Raw genomic sequence first — 26722 nt, forward strand, 5'->3', positions numbered from 1 at the left:
TTCCCACCCGCTTCACCCCCGCGCCTCTTCTCTTAGGGGCCCCGAACAAAGCAATTCCACCCAATCGAGCTTCCACGACGGCAACCCAGGATGGCCCGAGAGAGCGGCAGCCGAGAGCAACCAAGAGCAGCCGAGAGCACCTCAAGAGATCAGCCAGGCGTGATCCGCAACAGCTTGTCATCAGAACCATTGGAGGTGGTCACGTACAGCGAACCGTCAGCCGCGACCCGAGCGGCCCGCAACCGCCCGTACCGGTCGTCGAACTCCGGCGGGATCGCTACCGAGACCACGTTCGCCGAAGCGTCCAATGTATACAGCAGCAGCTTCGCGCCCTTCAGTGCCGTGGCGACGAGGGCGCCGTCCAACGCCCCCCACTGCGCCCCCGACAGGAACGCCGTCGCGCAGATGGCTTCCGTTGTGGTTCCGGACTCCCACTTCGCCGCCACCGCGTCCGGGTAGCGGGTCAGGTCGGTCATCGGGACGCTCTCGTCGTAGCCCGGTACCGTGCCGCCCTGTGACGGGTCCCAGCCGTAGTTCGCCCCGGGTACCAGTAGGTTGATCTCGTCGTTCTTGTCCGGTCCGTGCTCCGCTGTCAGCACCTGTCCGTTCGCCCGCACGGCAACGCCTTGCACGTTGCGGTGTCCGTAGGTGTAGACCCGTGAGCCCGGGATCGGGTTGTCCGGCAATGGTTCCCCGGTGCGCAGGTCCACGCGCAGGACCTTGCCGCCGAGGTTTCCCTTGTCCTGCGAGAAAGTTCCCTGCGCTGTGTCGCCGGTGCCCACGAGCAGTGCGCCGTCGGCGGCGATCGTCGGGCGGCACCCGGAGTGCCGGCCGCTGGCCGCGATCGGCAGGCCGGTGAGCAGTTCCTTGACCCGGGTCGCCATCAGCTCGTCGGCTGTCAGCCGCCAGGTGACCAGGCGGATGTCCACCGGCTGGCCGTTCTCCATGTGCGTCTGGCAGGTGGTGAACTCGCGCGAGGTGGTGAAGTCAGGGTGCACCACCAGTCCCATCAGGCCGCCCTCGCCACGGACCTGAACGGTGCTCGTGTCCGCCTTCAGCATCCGCACCGTGGCCCCGGGCTTGCCCGAGGACAGCAGGGCGATGTCGCCGGTCCGCTGGGTGATGAGCACCTTGCCGTCCGGCAGGAAGCCGATGTCCCAGCCGTGGGTCAGGCCGGTGGCCACCGTCTCCACGGTCAGCGCAGGCGCGCTCGCCCGGCTCGGCGTGGTGGCCGTCGTGCCCACCGGGACCTGACCTGCGGAAGAAGCCGCGCTGCAGCCGCCCAGGGCCAGGAGGGCGGCGATGGCGGCCGGGGAGATTCGGCGCATAAGTCCAGAATGCTCCCCGCCGGGTCAGCTCGCCGTACGGGCAGTGACCCTGATCTCGCCGAACCGGACACGGCGGACCGCTACCGTGACCGGCGTGAGCGAGCACCTCATCCTCGGCGTCGACGGCCCGGTCGCGACGCTGACCATCGACCGGCCCGCGAAGCGCAACGCGCTGAGCCACGAGATGTGGGCGGCCATCCCGGGCATCGTCGAGACCGTCGCGGCCGACGGCGCCGTGCGCGTCCTGGTCGTGCGGGGCACCGACACCTTCTCCGCGGGCGCCGACATCAGCGAGTTCGGCACGCTGCGCCGCGACGCCGCCGGGGCCAGGAGCTACGGGGCCGTGGTCGAGGCCGCCATCCGGGCGCTCACCGGCCTGGCCAAGCCGACCATCGCCGCGATCACCGGGTTCTGCATCGGCGGCGGTTGCGAGCTGGCGCTGGCCTGCGACCTGCGGGTGGCCGCCGAGGACGCCCGGTTCGGCATCACGCCCGCCAAGCTCGGCATCGTGTTCAACCTGCCGTCGACCAAGCAGCTGGTGGACGCCGTCGGCCCGGCCTGGGCCAAGCAGATCCTCTACACCGGCGACATCCTCGACGCCGCCACCGCGCTGCGGATCGGGCTGGTCAACGAGCTGCACCCGCCCGAGGAGCTGGGCAAGCGGGCCCGCGAACTGGCCGATCTGATGGCGTCCCGCTCGCAGGTGACCATCCGCGGTGCCAAGGAGATCATCGGGCGGATCACCGACGGCCGCGCCGACGAGGACGACGAGGTGCACCTGCTCTACTCGGCCTCGGTGACCAGCGTCGACTACGTGGAGGGCGTCTCGGCCTTCTTGGAGAAGCGTTCGCCCCAGTTCTGAGCGTTCTAAGAGAGTCGCGCGAGTTCCGCGGTGAGGTTCGCGCGCGCGGCCGATTCCCAGCGTTCGCGTGCCAGTCTGGTGCGGTAGAGCGACGGTAGGTCCAAGAGCCCCCGCAGGACCGCCGCGCGGCCGACGCGGAACGCGTCTTCCGGTACGTGCGCGTACTCAGCTCTTACCGCCGCGACATAAGAGTCGTAGTCAGCGGAAGCCAGGATCGCCAGGTCTGCGTCGCACAAGACTTCACCGTTGAGATCGCCCGGCTCGGTCTTGTGTCCGGCGGTCAACCGCACCAGTCGCGCGACCTCTTGCACTGCCTTCCGTGATAGCCCTAACGCGGTCAGCTCATCGGACGCTAACCGTGCGCTTTGCTCTTCGTCGTCGCCGCGGCCCTGGTAGACCGCGTCGTGGTACCAGGCCGCGAGCCGGACCAGGTCGACCGACGGCGCGTGGTCGGCGAGCAGGTCGACGCCCGCCAGCACCGCGCGCAGGTGCGCGAGGTCGTGGTAGCGCCGGTGCGGCTCGGACCAGCGGGCGACCAGCGCCCGCCCCGTCTCGGCACCGTCCAGACCCAGCCGCGAGAGCACGGACGACCACTGCTCGACCACCATGGCGGAACGCTATCGGCGCGACGCCTGTCGGTGCTACGCCGTAGGCTGGATTCCGACCCCCCAGCTCGTGCCATCCGGCTCGTACCAGCCATCTCGCACTAAGGACGACTCGTCTCGTGGCCCAGGCAGCACACGCAGCACCAGCCCCACTGCACGGTCTGCTCGAAACCCTGCTCGCCGACCCCACCGCCGCCGCGATCACCGCGGCGGTGGGCACCCCCACGCAGGTCCTGCAGGGCCCGGTCGCCGCCCGCCCGCTGGTGGTGGCCGCGCTGGCCGCCGCCGCGCCGGTGCTGGCGATCACCGCCACCGGTCGCGAGGCCGACGACCTGGTCTCCGTGCTGGGCGACCTGCTCGGCCGCGACCTCGTCGCCGACTTCCCGAGCTGGGAGACGCTCCCGCACGAGCGGCTCTCCCCGCGCGCGGACACCGTGGGTGCCCGCCTGGCCGTGCTGCGCAGGCTGGCCCACCCGGAGGAGCACCCGGCCGGGCAGGTCAAGGTCGTCGTGGCCACCGTGCGCAGCCTGATCCAGCCGATGGCCCCTGGGCTGGGCGAACTCGCCCCGGTGCACCTGGCGACCGGGGTGGAGCAGGACTTCGACGCGGTCATCGCCCGGCTCGCCGACCTGGCGTACCTGCGGGTGGACATGGTCGAGAAGCGCGGCGAGTTCGCCGTGCGCGGCGGCATCGTCGACGTCTTCCCGCCCACGGCCGTGCACCCGTACCGGGTCGAGTTCTGGGGCGACGAGGTCAGCGAGATCCGCGCGTTCGCCGTCGCCGACCAGCGCTCGCTGCCCGGGGAGATCGCCGAGGTCACCGCGACCCCGTGCCGCGAGCTGCTGCTCACCGAGGAGGTGCGCGACCGGGCCGCGGCCCTGGCGCAGGAGCACCAGTCCGACGCGCACCTGCACGAGATGCTGGCCAAGCTCGCCGAGGGCATCCCGTCCGAGGGCATGGAGGCGCTCATCCCGGCGCTGCTGCCCGGCCGGATGCAGCTGCTCACCGACGTCGTGCCCGCGGGCGCGCACGTGCTGGTCATGGACCCGGAGAAGATCCGCACCCGGGCGCACGACCTGATGCGCACCGGCCAGGAGTTCCTGGAGGCGTCCTGGATGGCCGCCGCGGGGGGCGGCAAGGCGCCGATCGATCTGGGCGCCTCGGCCTACCGCGACCTCAACGACATCGCCGCGCACGCGCGCGAGGGCGACCACCCGTGGTGGACGCTCTCGCAGCTGACCACCGAGGACGCGATCACCCTCGACGTCCGCCCGGTCGAGGGCTACCGCGGCGAGGTCGAGCGCGCGTTCGCCGACCTGCGCGCGCACACCGCCGCGGGCGGTGCCGCCGTGCTGGTGGTCCCCGGCGCGGGTACGGCCAAGCGCGCGGTCGAGCAGCTGGGCGAGGCCGACGTGCCCGCCACCTTCGCCGAAGACGGCCTGCCCGAGCCGCCGCGCGCGGGTGTGGTCACCGTGGTCCGCGGCGCGATCGAGGACGGTTTCACCGCACCGGGTTCGGCGCTGGTCGTGCTCACCGAGACCGACCTCACCGGCGGTCGGCACGGTACGTCCACAAAGGACATGTCGACCAAGATGCCGTCCCGGCGGCGCAACGCGGTCGACCCGCTGGCGCTCAAGACCGGCGACTACGTCGTGCACGAGCAGCACGGCATCGGCCGGTACGTGGAGATGGTGCAGCGCACGGTCGCCGGGGCGACGCGCGAGTACCTGGTGCTGGAGTACGCCAGCTCCAAGCGCGGCCAGCCCGGCGACCGGCTGTTCGTGCCCACCGACCAGCTCGACGAGGTCTCCCGCTACGTCGGCGGCGAGCTGCCCACGCTGAACAAGCTGGGCGGCTCGGACTGGAAGAACACCAAGGCCAAGGCGAAGAAGGCGGTCAAGCAGATCGCCGCGGAGCTGGTCCAGCTCTACGCCGCCCGCCAGGCCGCGCCCGGGCACGCCTTCGGCCCGGACACCCCGTGGCAGCGCGAGCTCGAGGACGCGTTCCCGTTCACCGAGACCATCGACCAGCTCGCCGCCATCGACGAGGTCAAGGCCGACATGATGCGCGGCGTCCCGATGGACCGGGTGATCTGCGGCGACGTCGGCTACGGCAAGACCGAGATCGCGGTGCGCGCCGCCTTCAAGGCGGTGCAGGACGGCAAGCAGGTCGCCGTGCTGGTGCCCACCACCCTGCTCGCCCAGCAGCACCTCAACACCTTCGCGGGCCGGATGCACTCGTTCCCGGTCACCGTGAAGGGCCTGTCCCGGTTCACCGACCCGCACGAGTCCGAGCAGACCGTCGCAGGCCTCGCCGACGGCTCGGTGGACATCGTCATCGGCACACACCGCCTGCTGCAGACCGGCTTGCGCTACAAGGACCTCGGCCTGGTGATCGTCGACGAGGAGCAGCGCTTCGGCGTCGAGCACAAGGAGCACATCAAGGCGCTGCGCACGCACGTCGACGTGCTCACCATGTCGGCCACCCCGATCCCGCGCACGCTGGAGATGTCGCTGGCGGGCATCCGGGAGATGTCCACGATCCTGACCCCGCCGGAGGACCGGCACCCGATCCTGACCTACGTCGGCGGCTACGACGACAAGCAGGTCGGCGCCGCCATCCGCCGCGAGCTGCTGCGCGACGGCCAGGTCTTCTACGTGCACAACCGGGTCTCCTCGATCGAGAAGGCCGCACGCAGGCTGCGCGAGCTGGTACCCGAGGCGCGCGTGGTCACCGCACACGGGCAGATGAACGAGGACAAGCTGGAGAAGATCATCCAGGGCTTCTGGGAGCGCGAGCACGACGTGCTGGTGTGCACCACCATCGTCGAGACCGGCCTGGACATCTCCAACGCCAACACGCTGATCGTCGAACGCGGCGACATGCTCGGCCTCGCCCAACTCCACCAGTTGCGCGGCCGAGTCGGCCGAGCTCGCGAGCGCGGGTACGCCTATTTCCTGTACCCCCCGGAGTCCCCGCTCACCGAGCACGCGCACGACCGACTCGCCACAATCGCCCAGAACACCGAACTGGGCGCGGGCATGGCGGTCGCCATGAAGGACCTGGAAATCCGAGGTGCGGGCAACATCCTGGGCGCCGAACAGTCCGGCCACATCGCAGGCGTCGGATTCGACCTTTACGTGCGCTTGGTCGGCGAGGCCGTCGAGGCGTTCCGCAAGCACGCGGGCGCACCGGGCACCGAGGACGAGGAAGAACTGGCCGACGTCCGCGTCGACCTCCCAGTCGACGCACACATCCCACACGACTACGTACCCGGCGAACGACTCCGTCTTGAGGCCTACCGCAAACTGGCCGCCGCCCCAGATGCCGCCGCCCTCGACGCGGTACGCGAGGAACTCGTCGACCGTTATGGCGAACCACCACAGCCGGTGGTCAACCTCCTGGCGGTCGCGGGCTTCCGCCAGCGGGCCAGGGCACACGGGGTCACCGAGGTAATCGCCCAGGGCAACTCGATCCGATTCGCACCATTGCCACTGCGAGACTCGCAGTTGGTCCGGCTGAAGCGATTGCACCCGAAGGCTACGCACAAGGCGGTGACCAATACGGTCACTGTGCCGCGACCTACTGAAGGGGCTGCTGGGGGTCGGATCGGGGCGCCGGTACTGCGAGACCGGGAACTGCTGGATTGGTGTGCGAAGTTCTTGGACTCACTGGAAGTGGCGCCTGCGGCAGCAGGAGTGAGCTAAGGCCGCCGCAAACAGGATCCCGGCTGCGGCTGGTACCGCAGCGGATAGGCCGACTCCGCTGGAAGGCGAGGGACTCGCTCCCCGCTGGTACCGCAGCGGATAGGCGGACCTCGCTGGAAGGCAAGGGATTCCCTCCCTCGCTGGTACCGCAGCGGAAGGCCGACCCCGCTGGAGGGCAAGGGACTCCTTCCTTCCTTCCTTCCTTCCTTCCTTCCTTCTCTCTCCCACCCCCCTTCCTTCCTCGCTGGTACCGCAGCGGATAGGCCGACCTCGCTGGTACGCAAGTCCCGTTACGAATGCTCGATCTAGTGGACTCGCTTCGTGTGGGGGAGGAGTACCGCTAAACTTGCCGTGTGGTGGGGATGCCCTTCACCCGCCCTTTTTTCGCCACCGCGGTGCTCTAGGGGCCCCGCACGAAGCGAGTTCACTAGATCGAGCCCCCATCTTTTCCTTGGGCAGCCCATGTGTATGTGCTCTTCGAGGGGTGCGTGCTGCCTGTGGAGTGTCGCTACCCGTGGGCCCTGAATTCCCTACGCCAATTATCACTACGGCCTGTGATTGTTTGTCAAGGCGGGAAAGAGTACCTTGACAAACAATCACAGGCCGTGTTTTGGCTGCGTATGGAATGCAGGGGGAGGGCTGGTCGGTGGGGAGACTTTGGCGGCCGAGTGCGGCTTTGTTGGGTTGAGGTGGCGTGGCGGATTGAGTGGTTGGGTTGTCGGATCGACTGGTTGGGTTTGTTGAGAGTCGAGAGCCGAGTGTGGGGAGTGAGAGCGGAGAAGCGGGAGGGGGAGAGTCGAGTGTGGAGTGCGGCTCCTGTGAACTTGGGTTACCCCGTGTCGTCGAGCTATCCGGCGAATGGCCCTACTTCTGTTTTTGTCGGGGTTCGCCAAGTGTCGTTCCTGGTTCACCTGGCCTCTTTCGGGGGCTGGTGGCCGGGCTGACCGTGAGTGGGATCCCGGGTGGGGGTGTTTCGGTTGTTGCTGGTGGGCGGTTCCGCAAAGGTTTGCGCGCAGGTCTCGGACCCGGGTTCGGGAGCGCCCCTCCTTGCCTTCCCGGGAGTTGGATCACGGTCTGGCGGAAATCCTCCAGGGCAGTTCGGCCCTACCGGATCACTTCTGGCGGCGACAGGGTCCGGCACGGCGGGTCGTCCCGGCATGGCGGCGGTGCTGATCTGGATGGACTAAGGACGAGGTGTTCGGCGCAGCCTGCGTGGTTGTGCCGCCCGTGATCAGGAGCAGCGGTGACCTTGACGACCCAGCTCGGCTGGATGTTCACCCCGGATGAGTTCGGTCATGTCTGGGACCGGCTGGGCATCACCGAACTCCCGTATCCGTTGCAGGTCGCGCGGGCCGGGATCACGGCTGTCGAGCAGGCCGTTGTCGCTGACCGGGTTCGGGGCAGGTTGCGGGCGGCGGGGATTCTCGGTCGTGGTGATCGGTTGGACCCCGAGCTGGAAGCCGGTCTGCGGATGTTGGGTGCGCCCGAGGTCTCAGTGGACTCGGTGTGGATGGCCGAGGACGGGTCCGACTCGCCACACCGGGTGTTGGCGGCTCGGGTGGGGCGGCGCGCGGTGATCGCCACCCAGGAGCCTGGGCCCAGTGCGCACGTCGGTGGTGACGTCCTTGTCCGGGACGTCGACATCTCCGCGTTGGCTGCTGCCGTGGTCGCTGAGCTGCCCGCCGATCGGGCGGGTCGTACGCCGGGTGGCAGTTGGCGGGCCGAGCGGGCCGAGCAGGTCGCTGTGCTCACCGAGTTGTTGGCCGCGCGCAGGTTGCGGGCTGGGCAGCTCGGGGTGAGTTCGCGGGGGAATCGTGGATCGGCGCTGTTCTGGTTCGACGTCGCGGGCGACGGTCGGTACGCGCTGATGCGCACGGTGCGTGGTGACGGCAGGCAGTGGGTGGCCATCGCGCCCGCGGACTCCGCCGTGCTGCGGGAGCAGTTGGCGCACATCCTGGCGCAGACCGCGGTCGAACACGGCGCGTAACCCGAACGGGTGCTCGTCGGCTCGCGCGGGGAGTTGTGAGAGGCTACGGCACTGTGACCACCGTCATCAGTCGTCGGAGCCCGATCGTCGCGATGTTCGCCGTGCTCGGGCTGGTGCTCGGCGCCTGCGCGAGCGGGCCGAGCCAGGTGAACGCCGCCGTCGTCATCGGGGACAAGACCATCACCGTCGACCAGGTCCAGGACCTGGTCGCCAAGGCCGTCCAGGTCGAGCCGGCGGCCAAGGTGCTGGCCGAGCAGCGCAAGCTGGACCTGCTGTCCCGGGAGATCCTGCGCAGGCTCATCGAGCACGAGCTGATCACCCACTACGCGGCCAAGAACGGGATCTCCATCGATCCCGGCCAGGTGTCGGCGGGGGCCAAGGAGCTCAACGAGACCTACAAGCAGCTGCCGACCGACGGCAGCGTCGAGCCGACCGCGGTGGTCAAGCAGGCGGCGCAGCGGGCGCTCGACCCGGAGCTGGTCGCGCACGACATCCTGCTGATGACCAAGGTCGGCGCCCAGCAGGCGCCCACCCTGCAGGTCGGCTACGACTTCACCTTCATCGCCCCGGACCCGCAGAACCCGCAGACCGGTTCGCTGCGCGCCGAGGCGCTGGCCAAGGCCAAGCAGCTCGCCGAGAGCCCGGCCGAGGCCCGGCGGATCATCGACGCGGACCTCGCGGGCGGCAAGCAGGCGGCCAAGGACAAGACCGCGGTGGCCCAGGCCAGCCAGGCCGACGCGGGCTCGGTGCTCTTCGGCGCCCCGGCGGGCAGCGTGGTCACCTTCCAGGCCGACCCGCAGAGCGGCGCCTGGGTGGTCGTGGTGATCCGCACCCGCGACCTCAACGGCAAGCTGCCCGCCAACGCCCCGCAGCTCACCCCGGAGCTGGCCGCCGCGGTCGGCGAGCGGGTGCTCGAGCCGGTCGTGGCCGAGCTGGGCGTCAAGATCAGCCCGCGGTACGGCGTCTGGGACGAGGTCGCGATGGCGATCGCGCCGAGCGCGGACCAGGTGACCGGCGCGGTGCTGCCGTTCAAGAACGCCACCGCCCCGTGACCCCGCACGCGGGTACCGCCGTCGTGCTGGTCAGCGCCGACACGGTGCCCGCGTCGGCGGTGCCCGCGCTGCGGACCGCCGAGGCGGTCTACGTCGCGGGCGGTGCCGACCCGGCGCTGGGCACCGGCCCGGTCCCCGAAGACCTGCTGGACCAGGCCGCCCGGGCGGCGGTCGTCGTGGTCACCGACGACCTCGCCGCCCCCGGCGCCACCGACCTCGTCGCCGCGGGCGCACCGGTCCACCGCACCCCCGGCACCGCGTTGCTCGAGGCCGCGCGGGTGATGGACGTGCTGCGCGCGCCCGGCGGCTGCCCGTGGGACGCCAAGCAGACCCACGAGTCGCTGCGCCAGTACCTGGTCGAGGAGAGCTACGAGCTCCTCGACGCGATCGACGACGGCGACCGGGCCGCGCTGCGCGAGGAGCTCGGCGACGTGCTGCTGCAGGTCCTCTTCCACGCCCGCGTCGCCGAGGAGGACCCGAGCGACCCGTTCGGCGTCGACGAGGTGGCGGCCGGGCTGGTCGACAAGCTGGTCAGCAGGCACCCGCACGTGTTCGCCGGGGGCGACCCCGCAGTGCGCGACGCGAGCACCCAGGAGTTCCGCTGGGAGGAGCTCAAGCAGCGGGAGAAGCGCCGGGAGTCCAGTGTGGACGGCGTGGCGATGGGCCAGCCCGCGGTGGCCCTGGCCGCCAAGCTCACCCAGCGCGCCGCTCGCGCCGGGCTGCCCGCCGAGCTGCTCCCGCACGGTGACGACCTCGGTGATCGGCTCTTCGCCCTCGCCGCCGAAGCCCGCCTGGCGGGCCGCGACCCGGAGCACGAGCTGCGCGCCGTCGCCCGCCGCTTCGCCCGGGACGTGCGGGCCGCCGAGTCAGCCGCTCGGGCGAATGGCGCGAACTCCACCCGAATGGAGCACGGCGCCTGGCTGGCCCACTGGCCGGACCCGTCCAGTCCTCTGTAGACAGTCCGGCCAGTCGTCCGGGTCCGTTGTGCGGGCGGTCTAAGCGCGTCCGCGCGCGGCCGCGGCCCGGCCGGGCGCCGCTGTGCGGGCGGACTACGACAGTCGGCGGGTACCGCAGGCCAGGCCGGTGAAAGTGGGGGCGGGGGTCGGTGCCAGTGGCTAACTTGGCAAGGTGACAGACGCCTATCTCAGATTTCCCCACCTGCATGCGGACCTGATCACCTTCGTCGCCGAGGACGACGTGTGGCTGGCACCGGCCGAGGGCGGCCGGGCGTGGCGCCTCTCGGCCGACCAGGTGCCGGTGACCAACCCCCGGTTCTCCCCGGACGGCACCCGGATCGCGTGGGCCTGCACCCGCGACGTCGAGCCCGAGGTGCACGTGGCCCCGGTCGGCGGCGGTCCGAGCGACCGGCTGACCTACTGGGGCGATGTGAACACCAGCGTGGTCGGCTGGACCCCGGACGGCCGGGTGGCCGCCCGCAGCTCCACCGGCCGCTCGTCGATCCGGGCCACCTGGGCCTACGCGGTGCCGCTGGACGGCGCGCCCGCCGAGCCGCTGCCCTACGGCCCGCTCGCCTCGCTCGACCTGGCCGCCGACGGGGGCGTGCTGCTCGGCTCGGCCATCTCCCGCGAGCCCGCGTGGTGGAAGCGGTACCGGGGCGGCACCATGGGCAAGGTCTGGATCGATCCAGCCGGCGGTGGCGATTTCCACCGCATCCTGTCCGAGGTGGACGGCCACATCGTCAACCCGCTCTGGGTCGGCGACCGGGTGGCGTTCCTGTCCGACCACGAGGGGGTCGGCAACCTCTACTCCTGCCTGCCCGACGGCGCTGACGTGCGCAAGCACAGCGACCACGCGGAGTTCTACGCCCGTGGCGCCACCACCGACGGCACCCGGGTGATCTACCACCGCGCGGGCGAGATCTGGGTCCTGGACAGCCTCGAGCACGAGCCGCGCCGGGTCGAGGTGGCCCTCGGCGGGTCGCGCGGCCCGCGCCAGGTCCACCCGATCACCGCGGGCCACCACGTCGGCCACGTCGGACCGGACCGCACCGGCCGGGCGAGCGCGGTCGAGGTGCGCGGCACCGTGCACTGGGTGACCCACCGGCACGGCCCGGTCCGCGCGCTCTCGGTCGAGCCCGGCGTGCGCGCCCGGCTGCCGCAGGTGCTCGGCACCACCGGCACCGCGGTGTGGGTCACCGACGCCGACGGCGAGGACGCGCTGGAGTTCGGCCCGGTCGAGGGCCGCGAGCCCGGCGTGCGCCCGCGCCGGATCGCCACCGGCGAGCTGGGCCGGGTGCTGGAGCTGGCGGCGTCGCCGGACGGCCGCCGGGTCGCCGTGGTCACCCACGACGGCCGGCTGCTGCTGGTCGACGTCGACGACGGCGACGTGCACGAGGTGGTCAAGGTCCGCGAGATGGACCCGTCCGGGCTCACCTTCTCCCCGGACTCGCACTGGCTCGCCTGGGCGCACCCCGGGCCCAGCCCGCTGCAGCACATCAAGATGGTCAACACCACCAGCCTGACCGTGGTGGACGTGACCCCGCTGCGCTTCGTCGACTCGGACCCGGCGTTCACCCTCGACGGCAAGCACCTGGCGTTCCTGTCCAACCGCAGCTTCGACCCGATCTACGACGTGCACGTGTTCGACCTGTCCTTCGCCAACGGCAGCAGGCCCTACCTGGTGCCGCTGGCGGCGATCACCCCGTCGCCCTTCGCACCCGTCCGCGAGGGGCGCGCCTTCGGTGAGGACAAGGACGACAAGGACGACGACCGCGACGACGCCGACGACAAGACCCCCCGCACCACCGTCGACCTGGAGGGCATCGCCGACCGGGTGGTCGCCTTCCCGGTCCCGGCGGCCCGCTACTCGCGGCTGGTGGCGGTCAAGGGCGGGGTGCTCTGGCTGCGCGACCCGCTCACCGGCTCGCTCGGCGACGACCTCGACGACCTGGGCGCCGACCACCCGCGCTCGGTGCTCGAGCGCTACGACCTGGCCAAGCTCAAGGTGGACACGCTGGTCGACGGCCTGGACGAGGTCTGGCCCAGCGGCGACGGCCAGCGCATCGTGGTCCGCGACGGCCGCACCCTCAAGGTGCTGCCCGCCGACCGCAAGGGCGACAACGACGACAGCTCCGAGGACAACATCACCGTCGACCTGACCCGGGTCCGGGTGCGGGTCGACCCGGCCGCGGAGTGGCGGCAGTCCTTCGACGAGACCGGCAGGCTGATGCGCGACCACTTCTGGCGCGCGGACATGAACGGCGTCGACTGGGCGGGCGTGCTCGCCCGGTACCGCCCGCTGGTCGACTCGCTGGGCTCGCACGACGAGCTGGTCGACCTGCTCTGGGAGGTGCACGGCGAGCTGGGCACCTCGCACGCCTACGTGATGCCGCAGCGCGCGGGCGTCGACCACCGCCGCAGGCTCGGCCTGCTCGGCGCCGACCTCTCCCGCGACGCCGACGGCGTCTGGCGGATCACCGCGATCGTGCCGGGGGAGAGCTCCGACCCGCGGGCCCGCTCGCCGCTGCGCGCGCCCGGCGTCGGGGTGCGCGAGGGCGACGCGGTCGTCGCCGTGGACGGCATCACCGTCGACCCGCTGCGCGGCCCGGCGGCGCTGCTGGTGGGCACCGCGGGCTGCCCGGTCGAGTTGACCATCGAGCCCAAGGGCGGCGGCGCGACCCGCCGCGTGGTGGTCGTGCCGCTGCTCGACGACATGCCGCTGCGCTACCAGGCGTGGGTGTCCGGCCGCCGCTCCTACGTGCACACCGCCACCGACGGCAAGGTGGGCTACCTGCACGTTCCCGACATGGTCGCCAACGGCTGGGCGCAGCTGCACCGCGACCTGCGGCTGGAGATGCGCCGCGACGGCGTGGTCGTCGACCTGCGGGAGAACCGCGGCGGGCACCTGTCGCAGCTCGTCGTGGAGAAGCTCAGCAGGCGGATCGTCGGCTGGGGCCGCGCGCGCGACGGCTACTACGAGGAGACCTACCCCCTCGACGCCCCGCGCGGGCCGGTGGTCGCGGTCGCCGACGAGTTCTCCGGCTCCGACGGCGACATCGTCAACGCCGCGATCAAGGCGCTCGGCATCGGCCCGGTCGTGGGCACCCGGACCTGGGGCGGGGTGGTGGGCATCGACATGCGCTACCGGCTCGTCGACGGCACCCTGGTCACCCAGCCGCGCTACGCCACCTGGATGGAGGGCGTCGGCTGGGGGATGGAGAACCACGGCGTCGACCCCGACGTCGAGGTGGTCACCCGGCCGCAGGACCACGCGGCCGGGCGCGACCCGCAGCTCGACACCGCGATCCGGATCGCCCTGGAGCGGCTGGCGGCCAAGCCCGCGGCCACGCCGCCCGACCTCCCCCCGTTGGGCTAGCGCGTTCCTGCCGTGGGGGGCGCGCGTCCCCCACGGCAGGATGGCGATCATGGGATTCGACACCGACACCGCCCGGATGATCGCGGCCAACGAGGCGAACTGGGACGCGCGCACCCCGATCCACCTCGCCAGCGCCTTCTACGACGTGGCCAACCGCGACCCGGAGGTGTGGTTCGCCGAGTTCGAGTGGGCCGACCTGGGGGAGCTGGCGGGCAAGGACGTCGCCCACCTGCAGTGCCACATCGGGGCCGAGACCATCGCCCTGGCCCGCCGCGGCGCCCGCGTGGTGGGCCTGGACATCTCGGCGGAGTCGGTGCGCGCCGCCCGCGAGCTCGCCGCGGCCAAGGACGTGGAGATCGACTACGTCAAGGCCGACGTGTTCGCCGCCGCCGACGCGCTGGGCCGCGAGCGCTTCGACGTCGTCTACACCGGCAAGGGCGCCATCTGCTACCTGCCCGACCTGGACGCCTGGGCGGCCCAGGTCGCCGCGCTGCTGCGCTCGGGCGGCCAGGTGTACGTCGTGGAGTTCCACCCGCTGCTGAACGCGCTGGGCCCGACGCCGCCCGCCGACGGGAGCGAGGACCTGCTGCTGCGCCACGACTACCTCGGCGGCCGCGGCGAGGTCGAGCGGGACGCCACCCGCACCTACACCGACGGCCCCGAGCTGACCGAGGCCAAGGTGTCCTTCGAGTGGCCGCACGGGCTCGGCGAGGTGGTGAACGCGCTGGTGGGAGCCGGTCTGCGGATCGCCGGACTGCGCGAGACCGAGCAGCTGCCCTGGCCCCGCTGGTCCACCATGACCGTTCCCGATGGCGGCTGGTTCGCGCTGCCCGCCGCGGCGCCCCGGATCCCGCTGATCTACGCCCTGCGGGCCGTGAAGCCCTGATCGAACGGTGCCGGTCGCTGGTGCCGTGATCGTCTGCGGCCGATGGAGAAACCGGTGAGGCTGCACGTCGACCTGCCGCGGGCCGAGGGTTCGCCCATACCGAGTTCGGCTGGGTGCAGTCCTACGCTCGCGCTGCGTGCGCCCGCCGATCCTGTACGGCGACGTCTCCCGGCCCGGCGAGTGGCTGCTGCGTGGGCAGCGCCGGGAGTCGGTGCTGCCGGGGTCCCTGCCGAGCGCCGCTGACCCGGGGCTGACGAGCGCTCGGCTCCCGGCGTGTTTGGCCGGCGTCCGCGCAGGTCAGCGCTTCGGGGTCGGCGGCGAAGCGTCCGGTTTGGCCGTTGTCCGCGCGGGGAACACGTAGCCTGGTTTTGTGGCCGCCTCCCCGACTCCTCCGCCGACCACGCTCGCCCTGCTGATGGAGCCCTCGCCCGAGCCGTCGCGCCCGCGCCGCCGCTGGGTGGGCCGGGTGCTGCTGGTCGTGGTGCTGGTCGCGCTCGGCGCCGGAGCGGTGGTGCTCTTCGAGTCCGTCGACGACAGCCCGCCCGCCGACCGCTTCGAGCGCTTCACCGTCGCCGACCTCGACGTCGAGGTCGGCGCCCTCCCGCCGGTCGGCGCGGCGGTCCCGCAGACCCGCGAGTGGGCCGACCGGCTGGCCGCGGTCACCGACATCCCGGCCCGGACGCTGGTGGCCTACCTCAACGCCGAGGCGGCGATCCGCGGCAGTCAGCCGGACTGCAAGCTGTCCTGGGTCACCCTCGCGGGCGTCGGCCGGGTCGAGTCCCACCACGGCCGCTACGGCGGCACCCGGGTGGGCGAGGACGGGCAGCTGTCCAAGCCGATCATCGGCGTCCCGCTCGACGGTTCCCCGGGTGTGCAGGCGATCCAGGACACCGACGGCGGCAGGCTCGACGGCGATCCCCGGTGGGACCGGGCGGTCGGCTCGATGCAGTTCCTCCCGGCCACCTGGGCCCGCTGGTCCCAGCGCGCCAACGGCGACGGCAGGCAGGCGGACCCGCAGAACGTCGACGACTCGGCCCTGACCGCGGCCCGCTACCTGTGCGCGATGGGCGGCGACCTGTCGACCGGCCCGGGGTGGTGGAAGGCAGTGCTGACCTACAACGAGTCCAAGAAGTACGGCCGCGACGTCTACAGCGGCGCCGACGCCTACGCCCGCAAGGCCGCGGAGATCGGCTAGCCCCGCCGCCAGGCGAGGCAGGTGGGGATAGCCGCGGAGTCGAGGAACTCGGCGACGGCGGTGGTCAGGTCCTTGATCGAGATGCCGGACCCGGGTGGGAACTCGTCGTCGTCGTACTCGCCGCCTGGTGATCCGGGCAGGCCGATCGGGTAGTGCTTGCCGCTGGCCATGTCTTGGTAGCTGAGGTAGCCGAAGCCGTCGTGCACAGCAGCGAAGACGTCGTGGTCGGGTAGTTGCCGAGCCTGTTCCCACAGGGGCCGTCCGAGGTGGACCAGACTGGCGAGCAGCGCACCGGGCAGGCTGATCCGGCGCACGAAGTCGACCACATCGGCCTGGGACGTGAGCTGCACGCGGTCACCACCCTGCGAGCCGTCGGGGTGGTCGATCGCCCAGTAGGCGTCAATCGTCATCGGGAGACTTCCCGACATAGGTGCGTCCTTCTCCAGAGGAGCTCGTCCAGCACCCCCTCGGCCACCATCCGGCAAGCGAACTGGATCTCGACGTGCCGGGCGAGCCTGGACACCGCCGCGCCCGCTGATGAGTCCGAACTCCTCCGCGCGGCGGTTCGCCGCGTCGAAGTACGGCCCTTGGCCGTTGACCAGGAGTACCGCATTGCCTGCGGCGTCGTGCCACAGGCAATGCGTTCCGGCGACGATGGGCGGGGCAGCCTGACCAGCTGCTCCGCTTGCGTCGTCGTGCCGCTCGGCCCCGAGGTCGGCGCGTGATCGAGGTGCCAGACGGCGATGCCCTCAAGCAGTGCCTGGACCCGTTCGAGCGCCGGGATCAGTTCCCGGTCGGTCGGCGTCGGTTGAGATCAGCCGCTGAGGTGGTGTTGGGCGGCGGTGGTGATGTCGTTCTGCGCCTGCTCGATGGCCGCGCCCAGGTCGGCGGCCAGGGACTGGGCCCGGCCGATGGACTGCTGCACGGTGGCCGCGCTGGTGGTGTTGCCGAGCAGGTGGGTGACCTGGCCCAGGGCGGTGTTCAGCTCGTTGTTGATGGACTGGACCTGGCCCGCGGGCAGGCGGTCGGCGAGGTTGGCCAGTTCTTGGGCTTGGTCTTGGATGCTCATCCTCCGGATTCTCCCGTCACAAGATCGGTTGCCGCAGACGAGGTCATCTTCGCCGACGGGGCCCGGCCCGGCCCAGGTGAATCCCCCGAATGCTCAGGAGTCTCGCTCGACCGCGATGCGGGCGTTCACCTCGCCGAGGGCCTCCTGGTACTCCGGGAGGGGGTTCATCGCGACGGCCATCCGCAGTTGGGTCTGCGCCTCGGTGAGCCGGGCCTGCCGCTGCAGCGTCTTGCCGAGGGCGAACCGGGCGTAGTGGTCGGTGGGGTCGAGGTCCAGGACCCGCAGGAAGGCGGCCTCGGCGCGGCGGAGCTGGGCCGAGCCGAAGTAGGCGCGGCCCGCCAGCAGCTGCACGCTCGGGGTGTCCGGCGCGGCCTCCAGGACCGGCGCCAGGGCGGCCAGGGCGTCCAGGGGCCTGCGTTGCGCCACCAGTGACTCTGCGTGGCGGAACGCGTCGAACGCGTCAACCGGCTCCTCCGTCATAGTCAGATCAACATTACGCGGCGGGGCCCGGTTCATCGACCCCCTTGGTGTGAGCGATCCCGCTCGCCCGCCTGAGGGCGCCGGGGCGGGTCGGGCCGCTAGGCTCGCCGTGGAGTACTGGGTCGCTTTGTGAGGAGCACTACGTGGCTGTCATCGAGCAGGTCGGCGCGCGCGAGATCCTGGACTCGCGGGGCAACCCCACCGTCGAGGTGGAGGTCGCGCTGGACGACGGGACGCTGGCCAGGGCCGCGGTGCCCTCCGGCGCCTCCACCGGCGAGCACGAGGCCGTGGAGCTGCGCGACGGCGACGCCAACCGCTACTTCGGCAAGGGCGTCGAGAAGGCCGTCACCGCGGTGCTCGACGAGATCGGCCCGGAGCTGCAGGGCGTCGACGCCGTCGACCAGCGCATCGTCGACCAGAAGCTGGTCGACCTCGACGGCACCCCGGACAAGTCCCGGCTCGGCGCCAACGCCATCCTCGGCGTCTCGCTGGCGGTGGCCAAGGCCGCGGCCGAGTCCAGCGGCCTGGAGCTCTTCCGCTACCTGGGCGGCCCGAACGCGCACGTGCTGCCGGTGCCGATGCTCAACATCCTCAACGGTGGCGCGCACGCCGACACCGAGGTCGACATCCAGGAGTTCATGATCGCGCCGATCGGCGCGGAGAGCTACCGGGAGGGCCTGCGCTGGGGCGTGGAGGTCTACCACTCGCTCAAGGCGGTGCTCAAGTCCAAGGGCCTGGCCACCGGGCTGGGCGACGAGGGCGGCTTCGCGCCGAGCCTGGGCAACAACCGCGAGGCGCTCGACCTGATCCTGGTCGCGATCGAGAAGGCGGGCTACACCCCCGGCCGCGACATCGCGCTGGCCCTGGACGTGGCCGCCACCGAGTTCTACTCCGACGGCGCCTACACCTTCGAGGGCGCCAAGAAGAGCGCCGAGCAGCTGATCGCGTACTACACCGAGCTGGTCGAGGCCTACCCGCTGGTCTCCATCGAGGACCCGCTGGCCGAGGACGACTGGGACGGCTGGGTCCGGCTCACCGCCGAGGTCGGCGAGCGGGTGCAGCTGGTCGGCGACGACCTGTTCGTCACCAACCCCGACCGGCTGGAGGAGGGCATCGCCCGCCGCGCGGCCAACGCGCTGCTGGTGAAGGTCAACCAGATCGGCACCCTGTCGGAGACCCTCGACGCGGTCACCCTGGCCACCTCCTACGGCTACCGCAGCATGATGAGCCACCGCTCCGGCGAGACCGAGGACACCACCATCGCCGACCTGGCCGTGGCCACCGGCGTCGGCCAGATCAAGACCGGTGCCCCGGCCCGCGGCGAGCGCACCGCCAAGTACAACCAACTGCTGCGCATCGAGGAGACCCTGGGCGACGCCGCGCGCTACGCGGGCGACCTCGCCTTCCCGCGCTTCTCCGCGGAGTCCTGACCGCATGGTCGGGCGCGGCACCGAGCGCGGTGGGCGCGGGCGGCGGGACACCGCCGCCCGGCGGCCCGAACGCGTGCGGCGCACGCGCCCGGCCGCGGCCACCCCGCGCGACGAGCCGCGCCCGGCCGCCCGGCGCAAGCGGGGGCCGGTCCTGGGCCTGTCCACCACCCGCCGGGCCGCGATCTTCGCGACGGTGGTGTGCGCGCTGGCGCTGAGCGTGGCGGTCCCCCTGCGCACGTACCTGTCCCAGCGCGACGACGTGGAGCTCCAGGAGCACCGGCAGGCGGAGTTACGCGCCCAGGTCGACGAGCTGACCCGGCGCAAGGAGCAGCTGGCCGACCCGGAGCAGGTGCGGATCGAGGCGCGCGAGAGACTGCGCTACGTGATGCCAGGAGAAACGCCGTACATGGTCCAGCTCCCGTCGGACACCGGCGGCCCCGGCGCGGGCCAGCCGCCGACCCAGTCGATCCCGCAGCAGGCCTGGTACCAGAGCCTGTGGGACTCGGTGTCCGGGGCGCGCGGCTGATGCTGGAACCGGTTTCCGAGGCCGATCGCGCCGCCGTGGCCGTCCAGTTGGGACGCGAGCCGAGAGCCATCCGGGCGGTGGCGGCCCGGTGCCCCAGCGGGCACCCGGCGGTGATCCAGACCAGCCCCCGGCTGGAGGACGGGACACCGTTCCCGACGCTGTACTACTTGACCTGCTCGCGGCTGGCCGCGGCCATCTCGACCCTGGAGACCACCGGGGTGATGAAGTCGATGACCGATCGGTTGGCGGACGACCCGGAGCTGGCCGCGGCTTATCTGGCGGCGCATGAGGCTTACCTGGCTGAGCGGGACGCGCTGGACTCGTTGGGGACCCAGGTGACCGCTGGGGGGATGCCTGGGCGGGTGAAGTGCCTGCACGCCCTGGTGGCGCACTCGTTGGCGGTGGGGGCTGGGGTCAATCCGTTTGGGGATGAGGCTGTTTCGCTGCTGGCTGGGGCTTGGCCTACTGGGGAGTGCGCGGCTTCCTGAGCGGCTGCTGGCTTGTGGTGCGGGTTGCCGTCGGGTGTTGCTGTCTTCGTTGCTCGGGTCGTGATCGTGGGCGTCGGTCTGGGGGGTTTTGCTGCCCTTCGTTGCCCGGGTTACAAGCGGGGCTCGATCTAGTGAACTCGCTTCGTGTGGGGCCCCTAGAGCACCGCGGTGGGGAAAAGCGTGGGGTGAAGGGCATCCCCACCACCGGTCAAGTTTAGCGGTGCTCTCCCCCCACACGAAGCGAGTCCACTAGATCGAGCATCCGTAGCGGGGCCGGCGGTACCAGCGGGGTCGGGATCCTGTCACGTTCCATCGGGGTGGGGATTCTGTTGTGTACCAGCGGGGGTCGGCCTTCGGCTGCGGTACCAGCGGGGTTGGCCTCTCCGCTGCGGTTTGGTGGGTTGGGCTAGGGCGTGTTGGGGGTTACCCGCTCTACCAAGGTCTTTGTGTGTACTCCTGGGGGGAGGGTGCCCAGGACTCGGCCGCTTCCATCTAGTCGGCTGGCCAGGAAGGCGTCCGCTACCTCGGGGATGTGTCGGATGAGCAGGCTTCCCTGTAGGCACAGGGTGATCAGCTCGGCCAGCCTTCTGGCGCGGGCGGGCTCCGCTGCTCTGATCTCTGCTTCCAGTGCCTTGACTGCTGTGTCCAGGCGGGGGTCGGTGCCTGCCGTGGTGGCGAGCTCCTGGCTTAGTGTGTCCACTGTGGATGGTTCTTTGGTGATGGCGCGCAGGACATCCAGCGCCGTCACGTTTCCTGAGCCCTCCCAGATGGACATCAGGGGTGCCTCGCGGTAGAGCCTGGGCAGCCCTGACTCCTCGACATAACCGTTGCCGCCGAGGCATTCCAGGGCTTCGGCGACGATCGTTGGTGCTCGCTTGCAGATGTAGAACTTCGCCGCCGGCAGGGCGATGCGGAGCAGTGGTCCGGCGCCGTTGTCCACTTTGGTGTTGTCCACTTCGGTGGCCAGGCGCATGGCCAGGATGGTTGCCGCCTCGGACTCCAGGGCCAGGTCGGCGAGGACTGCCGCCATGGCGGGTTGGGTGCGCAGGAGGGTGCCGAAGGCGGTGCGGTGGTTGGCGTGGTGGGCCGCCTCCGACAGCGCTGCCCTGATGTTGGCCGTCGAGCCCAGGACGCAGTCGAGTCGGGTCATGGTGACCATCTCGATGATGGTGCGGACGCCCCGGCCCTCGTCGCCGATCGGCCAGGCGGTGGCTCCGGTGTACTCCAGCTCGGCGGAGGCGTTGGACTTGTTGCCGAGCTTGTCCTTGAGGCGCTGGATCCGCAGGGCGTTGCGGGTGCCGTCGGGCAGGACGCGGGGGAGCAGGAAGCAGGTGAGGCCGCCGGGGGCCTGGGCCAGGGTCAGGAAGAGGTCGTTCATCGGTGCCGAGGTGAACCACTTGTGGCCCACCAGCGAGTACGTGCCGTCGGCCCGCTTGGTCGCGGTGGTGGTGTTGGCCCGGACGTCCGAGCCGCCCTGCTTCTCGGTCATCGACATCCCGGCCAGCAGGCCCGCCTTGCCGGTGGGCTCGCGCAGGCCGGGGTCGTAGACGGGGGAGAGCAGGCCCGGCTCGAACCGGGCGGCGAGGTCCGGGGCGTGCCGCAGCGCGGGGACGGCCGCGTAGGTCATCGAGATGGGGCAGCCGTGGCCTGCCTCGGCCTGGGCCCACAGGGTGAACGCTGCGGCCCGGCGCAGGTGTGCGTGCGGGCCGCCTGCCCACGGTGCCGCGTGCAGACCGTGGGCCACCGCCCGGGACATCAGCCAGTGCCAGGACGGGTGGAACTCGACCTCGTCGACGCGGTTGCCGTAGCGGTCGTGGGTGTGCAGGACCGGTGGGTTCTCGTTCGCCAGCCTGCCGTGTTCGCGGGCAGTCTCCGAGCCCGCCTCCGCCGCCAGGGTGCCCAGGGAGTCGACCACCTGCTCGGATCCGAACGCCCGCACCGCGCTGACCAGGGCCGGGTCACATCCGAGGGGGTCGAAGCGATGCAGTGGAGGCGCCTGGTTGGCCACGTCGTGCGTATGGTCGAGAGTGGGTACTGCGGGTGCGGTGGCGGTCACTACCGGAGGGTAACTCGGACGCCGGGCAACCTGAGGGGTGCGGCGTTACGTCCCCGTCATGGTCAAGACGGCCACAACTTGTACCCCAGGGTTAACAACGGGCGGCCGAAAGGGCGGCAGGTGACGACTTCTGTCCCCTTTTCGCTGGTATCGGCCCGTTGTCGGTGACTCTGAGCTGGAGATGAGGCAGGGTAGATGACCGGACGCGCGAGAAGAGGTCGGCGGTGGCCGGCGGCGACACGATGGCCGAGGGGCGGGGTTTCACAGTGAGTGCGGGCACAACCTGGAGCAAGCGGGCCGGGAAGCACCGGCAGCCCAGACAGCGGTGGCAGCGACGGCGGGGGACGGCGGCGGCGGTGGGCGCGCTGCTGCTCGTACCGGTCGTCGCGGCCGGGGAGCCGGTGGACTGGGCACACCCCGACGACGGGATCGCCCTGGCCGGGCACGCGGGCGGCGGCCTGGTCGGGCTCAAGGACTCCAGCGAGGTCTCGGCCGACGGGTCCCTGCCGGAGAACAACCAGCTCGGCGCGCAGGTGCTGGCGCTCGCGGGTGACCCCGCGCAGCTGGCCTTCACCGGTGGCCCGGCGGTGATCGTCCCGGGCGGGCCCAACGGCATCCCCGGCACCATGCTGCAGGCGTACATGAAGGCCGCCGCGGCGCTGGCCGCCTCGACGCCGAACTGCCACCTCGACTGGCCGCTGCTGGCCAGCATCGGGCGGATCGAGTCCAACCACGCCCGCGGCGGCCAGGTGGACGCCAACGGCAACACCGCTCGCCCGATCCTGGGCCCGGTGCTCAACGGCGGTGGCTTCGCCGCGATCGGCGACACCGACGGCGGCGCCTACGACGGCGACGCCCGCTGGGACCGCGCGGTCGGCCCGATGCAGTTCATCCCGTCGACCTGGCGGGGCTACGCCTCCGACGGCAACGGCGACGGCCAGACCAACCCGAACAACGTCTACGACGCCACCGTCGGCGCGGGCAAGTACCTGTGCTCCGGTGGCCTCGACGTGGCCAACCCGCAGCAGCGGGCGACGTCGATCTTCCGCTACAACCACTCCGACAGCTACGTGCGCACCGTGCTGATCTGGGCCGACGCCTACGCCAAGGGCGTCACCCCGGTCGCCACCACGCCGGTCAGCCAGATCGAGCAGGTCGCGATGCCCGCGCCGCTGCAGCCGGTCGCGCCGGTCGTGCCCGTGGTGCCGGGGGTCACGCCGACCCAGGCGCCGAGCGTGCCGCCCACGGGCGGCAGCACGCCGCCCGCTGACGGTTCGAGCACCCCGCCGACCACGCCGCCCACCGGGGGCACCACGACGCCGCCGGGCAGCAGCACGGAGCCGCCGAGCTCCACGACGCCGAGCACCACCGTGCCGCCGTCGACGACCACCCCGGCGCCCAGCTGCCCGGAGGTCCCGACGAGCACGCCCAGCCCGGCGCCGACCACCACGCCGGTGCCCGAGGACCCGTGCGCCGCGCCGACCACCCCGGCGGCGCAGCCGACGAGCACCGGTGCCGCCGGATCGGCGTTGCCGACCCCGTAGAAATGCGCGGCCATAAGGTCGGGCCATAACATTACCGCTAATGTCGCCCCCGCTCATCGCGAGCGGGGGCGACATTGCTTCGTTCACAGAATTGGTCCGTTAACAGAATTGGCGCGGGCCACCCGAAGCCTCTCGCGGGCCGCCCGCGCGCATTTCGGACAGGCTTCGATCCTTAGCAAAACTACGTATCTCGGCCGGCGAAAACGGCGGTCACACCCGCCCGCGCGGCGTCGCCTAGGCTGGCCGCCATGACCAGGGTCGCCGCCATCGACTGCGGCACGAACTCGATCCGGCTGCTCGTCGCCGATGTCACGGTGCGTCATGACGGCTCGTTCTCGCTGCGCGACCTGCACCGCGAGATGCGCGTGGTGCGCCTCGGCCAGGGGGTGGACGCCACCGGTGTGCTGGCCCCCGAGGCGCTGGAGCGCACCAGGGCCGCGCTGGTCGACTACACCGCCGTGCTGCGCCGCAAGGGCGTCGAGCACGTGCGCATGGTCGCCACCTCGGCCACCCGCGACGCCGCGAACCAGGCCGAGTTCTTCGACCTGACCAGGGCGGTCCTGGGGGTGTCCGCCGAGGTCATCAGCGGTGACGAGGAGGCCAGGCTCTCCTTCGTCGGCGCGGTCGGCGACCTGCCGCCCGAGGACGGGCCGTTCCTGGTCGTCGACGTCGGCGGCGGCTCGACCGAGCTGGTGCTGGGGACCTGGGACGGGGTGAAGGCCCAGGTGGAGGCCGCGCGCTCGGTCGACATCGGCTGCGTGCGGATCACCGAGCGGGCGCTGCGCTCGGACCCGCCGACGGCCGACGAGGTGGCCGAGGCGCGCGCGCTCGCCGCGGACGTGCTCGACGAGGCGTTCGCCGCCGTGCCGGTGTCGCGGGCCCGGACCTGGGTGGGCGTCGCGGGCACGGTGACCACGCTGTCCGCCATCTCGCTCGGCCTGGCCGAGTACGACCCGGAGCGGATCCACCTGAGCGCGATCCCGGTGCCCGAGATCGCGGCGATCACCGGCCGGTTGGTTACCATGAGTCACGATGAGCGCGCCTCGATCGGGGCTATGCACCCCGGTCGAGTGGACGTCATCGGTGGCGGCTCGATCATCGTGGAGGCGCTGGCGCGCCACATTTCCACCGAGACGAGCATCACACAGCTTCTCGTCACTGAGCACGACATTCTTGACGGGATCGCGCTGTCGGTCGCCGAAAGGGCTGACTTACAGTGAGGAAAACGGGACGTCTCAACAATGACCTGGCACTGGTTGGACAGAATAGTTGTCCGATTAGCGGTCACTCATTGAACAGACCATCCCCCAAACGGATGAACTAGAGTCGATTGTGACTCGTTTGTGACGTGCTCGATCGCGCACCGTCTCGCCCCTCCGGTTAACTTCCACTCACTTTCGGAGCGGGCGGTTCCGCTTCGTGATCGACGGAGCCGATGGCGGACCAGCCCGAGCACGTCGAACGAGCCTGGGAGGAGACCCATGCGCAAACCACGCTGGATAGCGGCAGCGGTGATGCCGCTTGCACTCGCGCTCACGATTGCGGGGTGCGGCGGTGGTAGCGAGAGCGGGACTGGCGGCACGACCGGCAGCGGCGACGCGGGCAAGACCGACGGCGCCCTGTCGGCCTTCACCACCGAGCCGGAGAACCCGCTCATTCCGGGCAACACGAACGAGGCGGGCGGCAGCAAGGTCGTCCGCGCGCTGTTCACCGGCCTGACGCGCTACGACCCGGTCACCGGCGAGTCGAAGAACGCGATGGCCGAGAAGATCGACACCACCGACTCCAAGGTCTTCAAGATCAAGATCAAGTCGGGCTGGAAGTTCCACGACGGCACCGAGGTCAAGGCGAAGAACTTCGTCGACGCCTGGAACTTCACCGCGCTGAGCACCAACGGCCAGCAGAACGCCAGCTTCTTCGAGCAGGTCCAGGGCTACTCCGACGTGCACACCACGGACCCGGACGGCGCCAAGGGCCCGCAGAAGGCGCCGGACCCCACGGCCAAGGAGATGTCCGGTCTCAAGGTCGTCGACGACTACAACTTCGAGGTCACCCTCGCCGCCCCGTTCTCGGTGTTCCCGCTGAAGCTGGGCTACAACCCGTTCTTCCCGCTGCCGGACTCGTTCTTCAGCGACCAGAAGGGCTTCGAGTCCAAGCCGATCGGCAACGGCCCGTTCAAGTTCGTCTCCCGCAAGCCGAACGCCGAGATCGTCCTGACCCGCAACGACGACTACAAGGGTGACGACGGCCCGAAGTTCAAGGGGCTCACCTACAAGGTCTACGAGTCCCTGGAGTCCGCCTACACCGCGGTCGTCTCGGGCGAGCTGGACTTCCTGGAGACCGTCCCGCCGTCGGGCATCGCCGGTGGCAAGTACAAGCAGGACCTCGAGGGCCGCAACGGCTCCACGCCGTACATGGGCAACCAGACCCTGAGCTTCCCGCTCTACGACCCGACCTACCAGAACGCCGACCTGCGCAAGGCCCTCTCGCTGGCGATCAACCGCCAGGAGATCGTCGACAAGATCTTCGACGGCACGCGCATCCCGGCCGACGGCTGGGTCAACCCGGCGGTCCCCGGCTACGCCCCGGGCCAGTGCGGTGAGCTGTGCACCTACAACCCGACCAAGGCCAAGGAGTACCTGACCAAGTCGGGCTTCACCGGCGCGGTCAAGCTGACCACCAACGCCGACGGCGGCCACAAGGACTGGATGACCGCCACCTGCAACAGCATCAAGAACGCGCTGGCCATCGAGTGCAGCTACGAGCCCATCCCGACCTTCGCCGAGACCCGCCAGCAGATCAACGCGCGGGCCATGAAGGGGCTCTTCCGTAGCGGCTGGATCGCGGACTACCCGTCGATCGAGAACTTCCTCAACCAGATCTACCGCACCAACGCCTCGTCGAACGACGCCACCTACAGCAGCACCAAGCTCGACGAGCTGCTGGCCAAGGCCGACTCGGCCCCGTCGGTCGCCGACGCCAACAAGCTCTACCAGGAGGCCGAGCGCGTCCTCGCCGAGGACATGCCCGTCATCCCGCTGTGGAACCAGACCTCGCAGTACGGCTGGTCGGACAAGCTCGACAACGTCCGGCTGTCCTCGCTGCGCGAGCTGGACCTCACCTCCGTGACGGTCAAGAAGTAGCAACGGAGTTTCCACTCCGGGCCGGGGGT

Annotated in this window: 21 protein-coding genes; 15 read left to right on the forward strand and 6 right to left on the reverse strand. The window is 71.0% G+C overall.

Annotated elements, in window-relative coordinates:
- Window positions 1-149: 149 nt before the first annotated feature.
- Window positions 150-1328, reverse strand: coding sequence for a PQQ-dependent sugar dehydrogenase (locus QSK30_RS16900; protein WP_285503853.1), 1179 nt, complete (start codon window positions 1326-1328; stop codon window positions 150-152).
- A 94-nt stretch (window positions 1329-1422) separates the two neighbouring features.
- On the opposite strand from QSK30_RS16900, the gene QSK30_RS16905 reads away from it, so the two are divergent.
- The gene (locus tag QSK30_RS16905; protein WP_285503855.1) at window positions 1423-2190 is read left to right on the forward strand and encodes an enoyl-CoA hydratase/isomerase family protein; all 768 of its coding nucleotides are present in this window, start codon (window positions 1423-1425) and stop codon (window positions 2188-2190) included.
- A 5-nt stretch (window positions 2191-2195) separates the two neighbouring features.
- Here QSK30_RS16905 and QSK30_RS16910 read toward each other — a convergent pair whose 3' ends face one another.
- Window positions 2196-2798, reverse strand: a complete 603-nt coding sequence (locus QSK30_RS16910; RefSeq protein WP_285503857.1) for an HD domain-containing protein — start codon at window positions 2796-2798, stop codon at window positions 2196-2198.
- Window positions 2799-2947: 149 nt separating this feature from the next.
- Between QSK30_RS16910 and mfd the strand changes: the two genes are divergently transcribed.
- The 8 genes from mfd (at window position 2948) to QSK30_RS16950 (ending at window position 15957) form a co-directional block, all read left to right on the forward strand.
- Window positions 2948-6502: a transcription-repair coupling factor gene (mfd, locus tag QSK30_RS16915; protein ID WP_502871844.1), complete on the forward strand. Its 3555-nt coding sequence runs from the start codon at window positions 2948-2950 to the stop codon at window positions 6500-6502.
- Window positions 6503-7745: 1243 nt separating this feature from the next.
- Complete coding sequence (locus QSK30_RS16920; RefSeq protein WP_285503859.1) at window positions 7746-8489, forward strand: ESX secretion-associated protein EspG; 744 nt, start codon at window positions 7746-7748, stop codon at window positions 8487-8489.
- 53 nt (window positions 8490-8542) lie between these two features.
- Complete coding sequence (locus QSK30_RS16925) at window positions 8543-9541, forward strand: SurA N-terminal domain-containing protein (RefSeq protein ID WP_285503861.1); 999 nt, start codon at window positions 8543-8545, stop codon at window positions 9539-9541.
- A complete protein-coding gene (locus QSK30_RS16930) occupies window positions 9538-10497 on the forward strand; it encodes a nucleoside triphosphate pyrophosphohydrolase (RefSeq protein WP_285503863.1) in 960 nt (319 codons plus the stop codon). The genes QSK30_RS16925 and QSK30_RS16930 overlap by 4 nt, the downstream gene beginning before the upstream one ends.
- Before the next feature lie 172 nt (window positions 10498-10669).
- Window positions 10670-13876, forward strand: a complete 3207-nt coding sequence (locus QSK30_RS16935) for a S41 family peptidase (protein ID WP_285503865.1) — start codon at window positions 10670-10672, stop codon at window positions 13874-13876.
- A 49-nt stretch (window positions 13877-13925) separates the two neighbouring features.
- Complete coding sequence (locus QSK30_RS16940; protein ID WP_285503867.1) at window positions 13926-14762, forward strand: class I SAM-dependent methyltransferase; 837 nt, start codon at window positions 13926-13928, stop codon at window positions 14760-14762.
- Window positions 14763-14898: 136 nt separating this feature from the next.
- Entirely contained in the window at window positions 14899-15123 is a 225-nt protein-coding gene (locus QSK30_RS16945) for a hypothetical protein (RefSeq protein WP_285503869.1), read from the forward strand.
- Window positions 15124-15132: 9 nt separating this feature from the next.
- Entirely contained in the window at window positions 15133-15957 is an 825-nt protein-coding gene (locus tag QSK30_RS16950) for a lysozyme family protein (protein WP_285503871.1), read from the forward strand.
- Here QSK30_RS16950 and QSK30_RS16955 read toward each other — a convergent pair.
- The 3 genes from QSK30_RS16955 to QSK30_RS16965 form a co-directional block, all read right to left on the reverse strand.
- Window positions 15954-16367 carry an Imm1 family immunity protein gene (locus tag QSK30_RS16955; protein ID WP_285503873.1) on the reverse strand — a complete coding sequence of 138 codons (414 nt, stop codon included), beginning with the start codon at window positions 16365-16367 and terminating at the stop codon, window positions 15954-15956. The two genes, QSK30_RS16950 and QSK30_RS16955, sit on opposite strands and share 4 nt — an antisense overlap.
- A gap of 404 nt (window positions 16368-16771) precedes the next feature.
- The gene (locus QSK30_RS16960) at window positions 16772-17026 is read right to left on the reverse strand and encodes a hypothetical protein (protein ID WP_285503875.1); all 255 of its coding nucleotides are present in this window, start codon (window positions 17024-17026) and stop codon (window positions 16772-16774) included.
- 93 nt (window positions 17027-17119) lie between these two features.
- Window positions 17120-17506, reverse strand: coding sequence for a tetratricopeptide repeat protein (locus QSK30_RS16965; protein ID WP_285503876.1), 387 nt, complete (start codon window positions 17504-17506; stop codon window positions 17120-17122).
- 143 nt (window positions 17507-17649) lie between these two features.
- Between QSK30_RS16965 and eno the strand changes: the two genes are divergently transcribed.
- The 3 genes from eno to QSK30_RS16980 are packed head-to-tail and all read left to right on the forward strand — an operon-like array spanning window position 17650 to window position 19950.
- Complete coding sequence (gene eno / locus QSK30_RS16970) at window positions 17650-18936, forward strand: phosphopyruvate hydratase (protein ID WP_285503877.1); 1287 nt, start codon at window positions 17650-17652, stop codon at window positions 18934-18936.
- 4 nt (window positions 18937-18940) lie between these two features.
- On the forward strand, window positions 18941-19462 hold the full coding sequence (locus tag QSK30_RS16975; protein WP_285503878.1) for an FtsB family cell division protein: 522 nt from the start codon (window positions 18941-18943) through the stop codon (window positions 19460-19462).
- Complete coding sequence (locus QSK30_RS16980; RefSeq protein ID WP_285503880.1) at window positions 19462-19950, forward strand: DUF501 domain-containing protein; 489 nt, start codon at window positions 19462-19464, stop codon at window positions 19948-19950. The genes QSK30_RS16975 and QSK30_RS16980 overlap by 1 nt, the downstream gene beginning before the upstream one ends.
- Before the next feature lie 406 nt (window positions 19951-20356).
- Here the strand turns inward: QSK30_RS16980 and QSK30_RS16985 are convergent, their stop codons facing one another.
- Window positions 20357-22006, reverse strand: coding sequence for an acyl-CoA dehydrogenase family protein (locus tag QSK30_RS16985; protein WP_285503882.1), 1650 nt, complete (start codon window positions 22004-22006; stop codon window positions 20357-20359).
- A 266-nt stretch (window positions 22007-22272) separates the two neighbouring features.
- Between QSK30_RS16985 and QSK30_RS16990 the strand changes: the two genes are divergently transcribed.
- From QSK30_RS16990 to QSK30_RS17000, 3 genes are all read left to right on the forward strand, one after another.
- Window positions 22273-23550: a lytic transglycosylase domain-containing protein gene (locus QSK30_RS16990; protein WP_285503883.1), complete on the forward strand. Its 1278-nt coding sequence runs from the start codon at window positions 22273-22275 to the stop codon at window positions 23548-23550.
- Between the two features lie 248 nt (window positions 23551-23798).
- Entirely contained in the window at window positions 23799-24770 is a 972-nt protein-coding gene (locus tag QSK30_RS16995; RefSeq protein ID WP_285503884.1) for a Ppx/GppA phosphatase family protein, read from the forward strand.
- Window positions 24771-25031: 261 nt separating this feature from the next.
- Entirely contained in the window at window positions 25032-26693 is a 1662-nt protein-coding gene (locus QSK30_RS17000) for a peptide ABC transporter substrate-binding protein (RefSeq protein WP_285503886.1), read from the forward strand.
- The last annotated feature ends 29 nt before the right edge of the window (window positions 26694-26722 follow it).

Origin of the sequence: Actinokineospora sp. NBRC 105648 (genome assembly GCF_030269645.1) — a bacterium.
In the GTDB taxonomy this organism is placed as follows: Bacteria; Actinomycetota; Actinomycetes; order Mycobacteriales; family Pseudonocardiaceae; genus Actinokineospora.

What these genes read in the sequence shown, in the direction of transcription:
- QSK30_RS16910 (WP_285503857.1), bottom strand. Translation starts at nt 2,798, where the DNA reads ATGGTGGTCGAGCAGTGGTCGTCCGTGCTCTCGCGGCTGGGTCTGGAC.
- QSK30_RS16965 (WP_285503876.1), bottom strand. Translation starts at nt 17,506, where the DNA reads ATGACGGAGGAGCCGGTTGACGCGTTCGACGCGTTCCGCCACGCAGAG.
- QSK30_RS16955 (WP_285503873.1), bottom strand. Translation starts at nt 16,367, where the DNA reads ATGACGATTGACGCCTACTGGGCGATCGACCACCCCGACGGCTCGCAG.
- QSK30_RS16940 (WP_285503867.1), top strand. Translation starts at nt 13,926, where the DNA reads ATGGGATTCGACACCGACACCGCCCGGATGATCGCGGCCAACGAGGCG.
- QSK30_RS16995 (WP_285503884.1), top strand. Translation starts at nt 23,799, where the DNA reads ATGACCAGGGTCGCCGCCATCGACTGCGGCACGAACTCGATCCGGCTG.
- QSK30_RS16975 (WP_285503878.1), top strand. Translation starts at nt 18,941, where the DNA reads ATGGTCGGGCGCGGCACCGAGCGCGGTGGGCGCGGGCGGCGGGACACC.
- QSK30_RS17000 (WP_285503886.1), top strand. Translation starts at nt 25,032, where the DNA reads ATGCGCAAACCACGCTGGATAGCGGCAGCGGTGATGCCGCTTGCACTC.
- QSK30_RS16900 (WP_285503853.1), bottom strand. Translation starts at nt 1,328, where the DNA reads ATGCGCCGAATCTCCCCGGCCGCCATCGCCGCCCTCCTGGCCCTGGGC.
- QSK30_RS16960 (WP_285503875.1), bottom strand. Translation starts at nt 17,026, where the DNA reads ATGAGCATCCAAGACCAAGCCCAAGAACTGGCCAACCTCGCCGACCGC.
- QSK30_RS16980 (WP_285503880.1), top strand. Translation starts at nt 19,462, where the DNA reads ATGCTGGAACCGGTTTCCGAGGCCGATCGCGCCGCCGTGGCCGTCCAG.